Raw genomic sequence first — 11386 nt, forward strand, 5'->3', positions numbered from 1 at the left:
GAAAATATGATTTATGGTAATATTATCTACAAGAATTATTCAAAATCAAATAAGAAGTAGATGAAAAGTGACGGAATCACTTAACTTTGAAAGACGTGAAATTGTCAAAGAACCCTCTACGGATAGAATTCGACAATTACGTGATAAATATTTATCAGAACCTTTGATCGTCGATCCTGAGTATATCTATTATTATATGGAAGCACATCGGAAAACTGATGGTATGAATGTACTAGGAAGAAGAGCTGAATGCCATGCCTATGCTTTAGAAAATATGACACCAGTGATCAGAGATAATGAGCTTATTGTTGGAAATAAGACAAGATTTGTCCGTGGAGCCATTCCTTATTGTAATTATGCTTCTGCTTACATTCAGAGAGTTTTTGAAGAAGAACAACAAGAAGCTCAGGATATTGTGACAGATTTAGGAGAAGGAGGTGGTATTGCCAAAGGAAGAGAACTTGCTAGGTCAGGAGAATTTGAACTTTTTTCTCATAAATTTCTTATATCTAAAAATGATAAAAGTAAGCTGAAAGAATGTGCAGAATATTTTAAAGACAAAAATATGCAGGATTTAGGTGATGCTTTATGGAAAACGACATTTTCTGAAGCAGATTACATCGAAAAGGGTTGGGAAGCAGTATTATATACAGCTCCCCATGATCCTGCTCCAGAAGGAAGATATGTTCTTGATTTCGAGTCAGCATTGAATGAAGGATTTTTAAAAATCATTGAAAGAATAAAAATCAATATTTCAAAAACACGAATAACTGACTATAAATCAGCAGAAAAAATATATTTTTGGAGGTCTGGAATAAGAGTACTAGAAGCAACAATTAATTGGGCTAACAATTATGCTAAAGAAGCAAAGAGATTAGCGCAAACAGAGATGGATCCAAAAAGAAAACAAGAGTTATTTATGATTGCTAATACTTGTAAATTGGTACCAAAATATCCACCTCGAAACTTTAAGGAAGCTATCCAAGCTTTTTGGTTTATTTACCTAGCTGGTCATATTGAGGGAGCTCATCTTGGATATTCACCTGGAAGATTTGACAGGTATATGTATTATTTTTATAAGAATGATACAAATATTTCTGATGATGATGTACTAGAGTTACTAGAAGCATTACGTATAAAAATGACCGAAATAGAATATATGGCTTCATTCTCTTGGGAGGGCCTTGGATCAGGAAACTTATTTCAAAATATGATTATTGGAGGGACAGATGAAAATGGAAGAAGAGGTGATAACGAATTATCGATGTTAATTTTGCAAGCAGCTATTAATTGTCAAACTATACAGCCTACCTTATCAATATGGTATGATGATTCTCTTAGTGAGGAATTTCTTTTAAAAGCAGTTGAATGTGTAAAGACGGGATGTGGTTTCCCAGCTTGGTTTAATCTTAAGATATATATCCAACATGAATTACAAAAATCTGGATTACCAGTTCCTGTTATTAGGAAATATGCAGCCATGGGAGGATGTACTGAACCAACTATGGAAGGGATGAGTTATGGAATTGTTCAACCAGGATTTATTAATCATGGGAAATTACTTGAATTAGCGATGTATGGAGGAAAAGATCTACGTACAGGTTTACAATTCACTGAAACAAAGATTCCTCAAAATTATGAAGAATTAATTGAGGCCTATAAGACTCATTTAGAAATAGCTATACAAAATTGGCAATCTTACTGGAACATTGTTATGGCAGCTCATCGACAGACCTGTAATCTAATTTATTCTTCCGTTTTAATCAGAGATTGTATAGAAAGAGGTTTATCTCTTGATGATGGTGGTGCAATTTGTAATGAAGTACCGACTACTCTTTCCACAGGAATGGTCAATGCTGCAAATTCTCTTGCTGCAATAAAAATGCTTGTAGAAGATGAAAAATTATATTCCATCTCGGATATCATGGAAGCTTGTAAAAATAATTTCAAAAACAACGATGATATGAGAAGAAAAGCTCTTGATGCTCCCAAGTGGGGGAATAATAATGATTATGTTGATGAGATCTTTGTTGATCTCTTTAATACTTATTGTGAATTCGTAAAGAATGGGATTAATTATTTAGGTAAACCATATGATCCGTCAATGTTAGCGATTAGTACTCATACACCATTTGGAAAAGTAACTGGAGCAACTCCTGATGGAAGGCTTTCAGGAGTGTCATTATGTGATGGAGTAACCTCACCATTCCCCGGAACTGATCTTAATGGGCCTGTTGCCACAATCTTATCAGCAGCGAAAGTTGACCATACTAAGATACGAGGTGGGCTTCATAATATGAAATTCCATCCTACTGCTCTAAAAGGAATTTCAGGTTCAAAAAAATTAATTTCCTTGATTAAAACATATTTTGATTACCTTGGTTTTCAATTACAATTTAATGTGGTTGATACAAAGATGTTAAGAGACGCTCAAAAAAATCCAGACAAGTATCGCGATTTGATTGTTCGTGTTGCTGGATTTAGTGCTTTCTTTGTTGAGTTAAGCAAGTCCATTCAAGACCAAGTTATTGAAAGAACTGAAATAATGCTTTGATGACATTGGCACGAGATTTAATAAATCATTTATCCTTCAAAAATGAAGAAACAATAATTTTTAATATACAAGATTATTGTGTAGATGATGGGCCTGGAATAAGGACAGTTATTTTTTTTAAAGGTTGTTATCTTCGGTGTTCTTGGTGTTCGAATCCAGAAAGTCAATTATTTGATCCAGAAATAATTTATTTTAGGATTAAATGCAAAAAATGTAGGAGATGTGAAAACACTTGTCCTTTTCTTAATATTGATTGTTCTAATTCAAATTTCCCAATTATTAGCAGAGAGCATTGTTTAATGTGTAGATCAAAGACATGTACTAAAATGTGTCCTGAAAATGCTTTAAAGACCGTTGGATACTCTATTACAGTTTTAGATTTATTTGAAAAAGTAAAAAAGAATTCTTTATTATTTAGAAATTCAGGAGGAGGAATAACACTCTCAGGAGGTGAACCACTAGCCCATACAGGTTTTATTAGGGAATTCTTAAAGAAAACTATGACAGTTGGCTTTTCTGTTGGGGTAGAAACTTGTGGTTATTTTGATTGGGACAAAGTAGTTGATTTCCTACCTAATATTGATTTCTTCTTCTTTGACCTAAAAATTATTGATTCAAAATTTCATAAAGCATTAACAGGGGTAAGTAATGAAAAAATTCATTTAAATCTTAAAAGATTAAGTCAAAATGAAGTTAACAAAATAACAATTTCTGTCCCAATTATTCCAGGGATTAATGATTATCTTGAAAACATTAAAGAGACCATTGATTTATGCACAGAATTTGGAATCAAAAATATTAGGTTTCTTAAATATCATGAATGGGGAAGAGGAAAATACCAAGAATTAGGTCGCCCATATTTATTGAATAAAAAATTAAAAATTCAAGACAATGATCTTAAAACCTTTGAAATAGTAGCACAAGAAGCTGGGTTACATTTGACTATTATTTAGTCTAATGTTATTTAAATCAAAATAATTAATTAATACCTGCAATTTTACAATAATTAACAAATAGGATGAGGTTTCTGAAATGAAAGATATATCTCAAACTATTAAATTATCAAATGGTCGTAATCTGGGTTATATTGAATATGGAAATCCAAATGCGGTACCGATTTTTTATTTTCACGGTAGAGATGGCAGTCGTCTTGAAGCAGTATTTGGAAAAGAATCATTCTGTAACGAACTGGAAATCCGTTTTGTATGTCCTGATAGACCTGGAATGGGTCTTTCTGATTTCCAAAAGGACCGATTGATAACAGACTGGCCAAATGACATAATTGAACTAGCAGAACATCTAGCTATTGACAAATTCGCTGTTCTGGGAGGAAGCGGAGGTGCTCCTTATGCTTTAGCTTGTGCATATAAAATACCTGATTTTCTAACTGGATGTGCTATTGTCTCTGGTTTAGGACCATATAATTTAATAAAAGATAAGATTGAGAAGCAGACACGATATCAGTTTATTATTGCTAGGCGTTTTCCATTGTTACACCGTTTAATGCTCACCTTAACTCTCCGAAGATTTAATAACGAACAATGGTGGGAAAAAAACTTTCAAAAATTATATAAAAAGTTACCTGAGAGAGATCAGGCACTGATTAGTGATTTTACGATTAAAAAAAGGATGATTAATAAAACTAAAGAAGCATATAATCAGGGAATAAAAGGCCCTGCAGAGGATTTTAGATTATATACAAAACCTTGGGGTTTCGAGTTAAATGAAATCCCAAACACAGTTAATGTTCATATATTTCATGGTGAATTGGATTCAACTATTCCAGTTGTAATAGCACAAGAATTAAGTGATCAAATTCCAAACTGTAACATAACAATTTATCCTGATGAAGGACACATGTCTACTTATATAAACCATTTCACGGAGATCATTGAAAAATTAAAATCTTGATTCAAATTACTACTAGCTTTTTAGTCAAATCAGTACACGGATTAAAACAATTTAAAGTTCTGTTAGATAATATAGTAAAGAAATAAAGGTTCATACTATGAAGAAAGATTTAACATTAAAATTTTTTTTCCAAAGTTATCCGAATAGTATCGCTGCTAATCTGGTAAAGCAAATATCTACCTTTACTTTAACAGGAACAACTTCTTATATCGGTGTTGATATTCATGCGATGACCTTGAAGACGAAAACATTTGATGCAAGACTAAATTTGTTATATGATCTTGGAATTACTGAGACTGGGGCTTTGAATTTTAAAAATCTTGTAGGAACGTCCTGTGTTTTCTTTGTCTTCAAAAAAGATGACCGTGGGTCGTTCAATAAGATTAAAGAATTTTTTGGTAATTTTAAACCTTATATAGAGCAGCATGGTATACCTTCAATACTTTTGGGAATTAAAAGTGAAGTTGAATTTATAACTCCTAATACAGCAAAAAATTTCGCTCACGAATTAAATTCTGATTATTATGAATTAGAGGGAGAGACTCCAATCGAGATAGAACGGGTTTTAACTTCTATAATTAAAAGATATTATGCTAAGGAGTTAATAATTGGTGTAATCAGTTCTCCAGATTGGATTGGTTCAAATCTGCTAGAAAATTATACAAATCAAAAAAAGTCAAATGAATTAGCTTTACAGGGTATTACCTCATATTTAAAGGAATTGGAGACATTTAATCTTCATCTATTGCAAATATCATCCAGTATTAATATTGATCAAAGTTTGACTGAGTTATATCAGGATAATCATGGACAGATTTTGATTTATGATAGAGGAGATTTACTTTCATATGAACAGGTTATCAAATTAATTGAATTACTTCTAAAAAATCAAAAGTCTCCCTTACCTGTGTTCATTATAGGTATGAATGCGGAAAAGAATATTATCACAAGTGAGAAAGGATTAGACTTAGAAACACGCTGGGGTTTAGAATATTATGAATCAGAACCTGAAGACTATCAATTTTTCAAGAAAATATTGACCAACCTGATTCACAAAATTAAGTTTTAACCAAGCTTTATGAGGCTTGAACTAACCCTGTAAATTGAAATGACAAACGGTAGAGGTTAAAGTCTTAGAAACCATTATTATCAATAATAATAGTTTTAAATTTGCTATATATCTACCATCAGATCTTAAAAACATTAAACTAAATCAAATTATTTGTTAATCTTTTGTTTGTGGTAACGTAAAATAAGTAATGGGATAAAAATAGTAAAAAAATACAATGATGGAAATGAAAAAAGTTTATTAGGGCTCGTGGGAATACCACTAAATTCAAGGGTTTTTAAGACTGCAGTAGATGCGTTCAGAATCCCCCATCCTGTATATTTATCCCATCCCGTTTGATTCACATCACTGCATGTTGAATGGAGTATATAACGAATTTCTTCCGTCGTAAGGCGATAGTTAATTGATTTTATAAGAGCAATAACCGCTGCCACTTGTGGTGTTGCATAGGAAGTTCCTATCCCAGTTGAATAGCTATACTGAGGTATAGTGCTTTTAATGATAGGACTATCTCCTACAGGTGCAAGAATTTCAATATGAGCTCCATAATTACTGTAATATGCTCTCTCACGATTCAGATTTGAAGCTCCCACACTAATTACTTCAGGGTAACAAGCAGGGAATTTCAAAACATCCTGTCCATTAGACATATTATTACCTGTTGGAGCAATGATTGGAATATTTTTCAGTGCTATTGATTCAATAATTTCTTGCAGACCAAAAACAGCAAAATCCATGGTTAAACTCAGACTTATAATGGTGGCACCCATTTTAGCTGCATAATCTAAGGCAGCAACTAAATTATTTGCTAAAGTAATGTTGCCTTCTGACTCGAATCCAATGATTCTTAAAGCCATTATTTTTACATTTGGAGAAATCCCTTCTACATCATTTTGATCATGTTTTGCAGCAATTATTCCTGAAATAAATGTCCCATGATGATGGAGCGGATCCGACATATGATATAGCGGATCATTATCATTATTGTAAAAATCCCATCCATAAATATCATCAATAAAACCATTTTGATCATCATCAATCCCGTTATCAGGGATTTCACCACGATTAATCCATGCTGAATCATACAATTCAGGATGATTAAAGTCTACTCCCGTATCAATGACCGCTATAGTGATATTTTCTAGACCCTTCGTATATAACCATGCCTCTTCAATAGAAATTTGTTCAAGATGCCAAGGTAAAGATTGAGAAGCAATAAATTGAGATATATTAGAATTAAAACTAATAACGATCAAAATAATGACAAATATAAGTCTTAATGATTTATTATTTTTCATTATACTAATAGATTATAATTAACTTTTTGAATTTTCTCCTCTATGTAGACAAGAAGATCTTTCAAAGTTGATTATTAAAAATTGAAACAATTGAACAATTGATCTTTTGAACAATTATTCAAAAGGAATTTAAATGAATTCTAAATATATTGTTAAATGAAAGGAAAATTGTAAAAATGACTGAACCATGTAAAACTTTGGAAACCCACCCCCAAAAAGTATTTTCAGCTAGACAAAGCATCTCAGAGTATGATATCCCTGCAACTACAAATTTTTTTGGTCTTCTTTCAGGAGAAACACGTATGAAGATTCTTATTGCCCTTTCTTCTGGAGAATTATGTGTATGTGACATTGCAGAAGTGCTCGAAATGTCTCCATCAGCTGTGTCTCACCAATTAAAGCACTTAAAAAATGGTAGATTGGTCAATAGTCGAAGAGAAGGGAAGGAAATATTTTATTCTCTTGAAAGACATATCTCACCAATAATTCTACAAACTTTAGATCACCTAAAAGAATAAGTTTAGTAGAAGGAAATTACATGGATCAAGCTAAAAGAGAGTATCAAATCCAAGGATTATCTTGTGCAAGTTGTGCTCTTCGGATTGAAAACTCACTGCAATCTAATGCCTTTCTAGATGCCAAAGTTGATTTTATAACTCAAACACTTACCATTTCTTCTGATGATATTGAAAGGCTTTCAAAAATTGTACGTGAAGTAGAACCTAATGCAAAACTCTTTCCAGTTAGGAAAAATCAACAAACTAAAGCTTTTTTGAGAAGAGAAGAATATTTCCAAATCCTCCAAATCATAATTTCTTTGATATTTCTTATTATAGGAATTATTTTACAAGGGGTAAACGATCCTAACTTTCAAACTCTAAGTTATTTTTCCTTAATAACCGGATATATATTGGCTGGATGGAGAGTAATCCTGACAGCTCTAAAACAAATAAGAAAATTTGATCTTACAAATGAACATTTTTTAATGTCTGTTGCTACAGTAGGGGCAATTATCATAAATCAGATTCCAGAAGCTGTTGCAGTAATGATTTTTTATGCTGTTGGAATTTTTTTGCAACAAAGAGCTGTTAATCATGCAAGAAATGCTGTTCAGGCTTTATTAGACATCAAACCCGATCAAGCTAACCTCGTTTCTGAAGGTACTATTAAAGTTGTACCCGTGGAAGATGTTAAGATTGGAGATACTATACTTGTCAAACCTGGAGAAAAAGTCCCCCTAGATGGAATAGTGATTCAAGGTAATACCACTCTTAACATGGTTATGTTAACTGGTGAATCGCAGCCAGTATCAATCACTCCTGGAATGGTTATCTTATCAGGAAGTATCCCCTCAGGCAGTATTAGGGTTCAGGTTAGATCTTTATTTTATGAATCTACTATATCTCGGATTCTAGATGCTGTTGAAAATGCTACAACAAAAAAATCAACCAGAGAATTATTTATTACAAGATTTGCAAGATATTATACACCTTTTGTACTGCTACTAGCTATTCTGATGGCAATTGTACCACCAATATTATTCCAAGAACCTTTTAATATATGGATATATCGTGCTCTAGTGGTGTTAGTAATTTCTTGTCCATGCGCTCTTGTAGTTTCTATTCCACTAGTTTATTTTTCAGGAATTGGAAGATCATCAAAACGTGGGATATTAATGAAAGGAGCAAGTGTAATTGATTCTCTTAATGATATTTCCGCAGTTTATTGGGATAAAACAGGAACATTAACAGAGGGAATATTTGAAGTAATCACAATTATTCCAGGAGAAGGATATTCACCTCAAGAGGTTCTAAAATGGGCTGCATTGGCAGAGGCCCATTCTAATCATCCTATAGCAGAATCAATAAGAAGGGCTTATGGAAAATCATTAGACTTAGAATTGATCAAAGAATATGAAGAAATATCTGCTCTTGGTGTTAGAGTAAGCACTGTTAATGGTGACGAAATTATCATTGGTAATGATAAAATGATTCATCAGGTTGATTGCGCCCATCCAAAGTGTATCTTGGACCAAACAGTTATTTATGTTGTCAGAAATGGAATTTATTTAGGATATATTATTATTGGAGATCAGCTAAGGGAAAAATCGATTGCTGCAATTAATGCGTTGAGAAAACAAGGAGTTAGAAAAATCGGAATCCTAACTGGAGATACTAAAAACGTTGCTGAAAGGGTAGGGAAAGACCTTGGAATAGACACTAATGAAATTTATTCTAATCTCATGCCACTAAATAAGCTAGAAATCATTGAAAGTATCATTCAAGAACAAAAAGGTCAGGTTATTTTCGTAGGTGACGGTATAAACGATGCTCCTGTTATAGCTAGAGCAGATATTGGAGTAGCAATGGGAGGAGCTGGATCAGATATAACAATTGAAGCAGCTGACTTAGTTATTATGGATGATAACCCTGAAAGGTTGTCAGAAGCTATCAATATTGCTCAAAGAACAAATTCAATTGCTAAACAAAATATTATCTTTGCTATTGGAATTAAAGCAACTTTTATTTTATTAGGGGTATTGGGTCTGGCTAGTATGTGGGTAGCAGTTTTTGGTGATATGGGTGTCACTCTTTTAACTATACTAAACTCATTACGGCTTCTAAAATGACCCGTAATCGAAAAATCATTCTTCTATTGGTTATAAATTAAAAATTCTTCTTTACTGTGACAAAAGATATCAGTTATAGATAGTTTTGAAAATGATGTAGTAGAAATGGTTCCTGAAAATAAAAAAGTTTCTCTTTGTTTTAAAATTGGAGACTTTGTCAGATTTAAGTTTAATTCAATTGAAGTTATTGGTATTATTCGTAATTTGAATCAGAAAAGAAAGCGTGCAACGATTCAAATCCCTCAGACTATGGTAAGTGTCCCTATAGTGATACTTAGAAGAGAACAGGATAAATCCAAATATCCGAAATTTCCATCTTTTCAGATCGGTGATTTAGTACATTTCACTTACAATAGAAATAATGGTTTAGGATATGTTCAAAAGATAAATAAAACCACTATTTCAATTAATAGTGAATTTGGAGTAATTAAAGCGAGTTATTCAAGAGTAACTCCAGCTCTAACAAATAAAAGTTTTGAATTACTAAAAGAAAAACCAAGATCTTTGCCTGAGGAAGAATATTTAATGTCATATGACAAGTCAATAATTCCATTATCAGACAATGAACTAGAAAATATCAAACCAACTGTACATGTACTTGTGAATGGACTTTTAAAAGGCTCTGAAAATTTAATAAAAGATTCATCAAATTCTCTAATAAATTTACTAATAAAATTTTATGATTTGCCTAATTTGAAAGTGTATACTAAAGGTAAAAGGAAAATTGGAGGGAATAAACAAACCTTAGGAGAGCATCGGATTAGAGGAGCTGGAACAGCTTATGAGAAGTCATCAATTTCGGTTTATTCAAAGGAATGGAAAAATAATAGATTTGTTAAACCCGAAACTTTTTTAAAAACTTTAATTCATGAATTTATGCATCATTATGATCGTTATCAGTTATCTTTAGATAATCTATCGCATTCAAAAGGTTTTGAAGCACGTGTAAACCTTTTATATGACCAAATTTTACAACTTTTGACTAATTGACTTTTTAAGCTAAAAATGCGATTTAAAATCTAAATTAAGAAAATTAAAAAAAGGATCTCTTATCATCTACTTTAGCAGTTAAGATTAACTTATCTTGGCTAAGTATACTAATTCAGACTAAATTCTGTAAAAAAGCCCTGTAGTGTAGAGGACTATCATGCGAGGCTTTGACCCTCGCGACCCCAGTTCGAATCTGGGCAGGGCTGTTTTATTCTTCTTAAAAAAACTCGTAAACAAATATAAAAGCCCTGTGGTGTAGTGGTTATCATCGCGGACTCTGAATCCGTGGTCCCCAGTTCGAATCTGGGCAGGGCTGTATTTTATTTCGTTTGTAATGATTTCTGTGAAGAATTTTGTTTTTTACTCCAAGTATCCCTTAACGTGATTGTGCGATTAAATACAAGATTATCTGGCTTAGAATCTACTGGGTCAATGTTAAAAAATCCAATTCGTTCAAATTGATAACGCATCCCTGGTTTTCCTTGCTTTAGACTAGGCTCGATAAACCCTTTTTTAATTTCTAAAGAGTTTGGATTTAAATTTTTAAGAAAATCACCAATATCAGAAGGATTTTCTTTGGTGAAGAGTCTATCGTACAATCTTATTTCTGCTGAAATTGCATGAGGATCAGAAACCCAATGAAGCGTAGATCTTACTTTCCGTCCATCAGGAGAATATCCTCCTCTAGTTTTTGGATCGTAATTACAATGTAGTGCCTTTATTTTTCCATTATTTTTATCTTTAACAATAGAATTGCATTTAATATAATAGGCGTATCTTAGACGAACCTCATTGTCAGGGCTTAAACGGTAAAACTTTTTAGAAGGATGTTCCATAAAATCTGATCGTTCGATCAGAATTTCTCTTGAGAATGGGAGTTTTCGTGTTCCCATTGCCTCATCTTTGGGATGATTGGGAGCATCAAAGAATTCTTC

At 32.5% G+C, this 11386-nt stretch carries 8 protein-coding genes, 2 tRNA genes and 1 pseudogene; 9 read left to right on the forward strand and 2 right to left on the reverse strand.

Translation table 11 applies throughout. The annotated features are described in order from the left end of the window. The first annotated feature begins 67 nt into the window (after positions 1–67). The 4 genes from ACWVCY_RS14690 to ACWVCY_RS14705 all read left to right on the forward strand — a co-directional run bounded on the left by ACWVCY_RS14690 (position 68) and on the right by ACWVCY_RS14705 (position 5534). A complete protein-coding gene (locus tag ACWVCY_RS14690) occupies positions 68–2554 on the forward strand; it encodes a glycyl radical protein (protein ID WP_455143830.1) in 2487 nt (828 codons plus the stop codon). Continuing rightward, the gene (locus ACWVCY_RS14695; RefSeq protein ID WP_455143831.1) at positions 2554–3507 is read left to right on the forward strand and encodes a glycyl-radical enzyme activating protein; all 954 of its coding nucleotides are present in this window, start codon (positions 2554–2556) and stop codon (positions 3505–3507) included. The genes ACWVCY_RS14690 and ACWVCY_RS14695 overlap by 1 nt, the downstream gene beginning before the upstream one ends. Before the next feature lie 79 nt (positions 3508–3586). Continuing rightward, the gene (locus ACWVCY_RS14700; protein WP_455143833.1) at positions 3587–4465 is read left to right on the forward strand and encodes an alpha/beta fold hydrolase; all 879 of its coding nucleotides are present in this window, start codon (positions 3587–3589) and stop codon (positions 4463–4465) included. Positions 4466–4562: 97 nt separating this feature from the next. Next, positions 4563–5534: a hypothetical protein gene (locus ACWVCY_RS14705; RefSeq protein ID WP_455143835.1), complete on the forward strand. Its 972-nt coding sequence runs from the start codon at positions 4563–4565 to the stop codon at positions 5532–5534. A 149-nt stretch (positions 5535–5683) separates the two neighbouring features. Here ACWVCY_RS14705 and ACWVCY_RS14710 read toward each other — a convergent pair whose 3' ends face one another. After that, positions 5684–6832: a S8 family serine peptidase gene (locus tag ACWVCY_RS14710; RefSeq protein WP_455143836.1), complete on the reverse strand. Its 1149-nt coding sequence runs from the start codon at positions 6830–6832 to the stop codon at positions 5684–5686. A 176-nt stretch (positions 6833–7008) separates the two neighbouring features. Between ACWVCY_RS14710 and ACWVCY_RS14715 the strand changes: the two genes are divergently transcribed. The 5 genes from ACWVCY_RS14715 to ACWVCY_RS14735 all read left to right on the forward strand — a co-directional run bounded on the left by ACWVCY_RS14715 (position 7009) and on the right by ACWVCY_RS14735 (position 10767). Beyond that, entirely contained in the window at positions 7009–7350 is a 342-nt protein-coding gene (locus ACWVCY_RS14715; protein WP_455143837.1) for an ArsR/SmtB family transcription factor, read from the forward strand. A gap of 20 nt (positions 7351–7370) precedes the next feature. Continuing rightward, complete coding sequence (locus ACWVCY_RS14720) at positions 7371–9461, forward strand: heavy metal translocating P-type ATPase (protein WP_455143839.1); 2091 nt, start codon at positions 7371–7373, stop codon at positions 9459–9461. 105 nt (positions 9462–9566) lie between these two features. Continuing rightward, positions 9567–10451, forward strand: a complete 885-nt coding sequence (locus tag ACWVCY_RS14725; RefSeq protein WP_455143841.1) for a hypothetical protein — start codon at positions 9567–9569, stop codon at positions 10449–10451. A gap of 133 nt (positions 10452–10584) precedes the next feature. Next, positions 10585–10657 (forward strand) — tRNA-Gln (locus tag ACWVCY_RS14730). Between the two features lie 38 nt (positions 10658–10695). Beyond that, positions 10696–10767, forward strand: a tRNA-Gln gene (locus tag ACWVCY_RS14735). Between the two features lie 4 nt (positions 10768–10771). On the opposite strand, the pseudogene ACWVCY_RS14740 reads toward ACWVCY_RS14735, so the two are convergent. Next, positions 10772–11386: pseudogene (locus tag ACWVCY_RS14740) on the reverse strand (glutamine--tRNA ligase); the annotation flags it as partial.

The organism is Candidatus Hodarchaeum mangrovi (assembly GCF_975850365.1).

Excerpts from the sequence above, each read along its gene's own strand:
- ACWVCY_RS14695 (WP_455143831.1), top strand. The coding sequence starts at position 2,554 with ATGACATTGGCACGAGATTTAATAAATCATTTATCCTTCAAAAATGAA.
- ACWVCY_RS14705 (WP_455143835.1), top strand. The coding sequence starts at position 4,563 with ATGAAGAAAGATTTAACATTAAAATTTTTTTTCCAAAGTTATCCGAAT.
- ACWVCY_RS14700 (WP_455143833.1), top strand. The coding sequence starts at position 3,587 with ATGAAAGATATATCTCAAACTATTAAATTATCAAATGGTCGTAATCTG.
- ACWVCY_RS14715 (WP_455143837.1), top strand. The coding sequence starts at position 7,009 with ATGACTGAACCATGTAAAACTTTGGAAACCCACCCCCAAAAAGTATTT.
- ACWVCY_RS14710 (WP_455143836.1), bottom strand. The coding sequence starts at position 6,832 with ATGAAAAATAATAAATCATTAAGACTTATATTTGTCATTATTTTGATC.
- ACWVCY_RS14720 (WP_455143839.1), top strand. The coding sequence starts at position 7,371 with ATGGATCAAGCTAAAAGAGAGTATCAAATCCAAGGATTATCTTGTGCA.
- ACWVCY_RS14725 (WP_455143841.1), top strand. The coding sequence starts at position 9,567 with ATGGTTCCTGAAAATAAAAAAGTTTCTCTTTGTTTTAAAATTGGAGAC.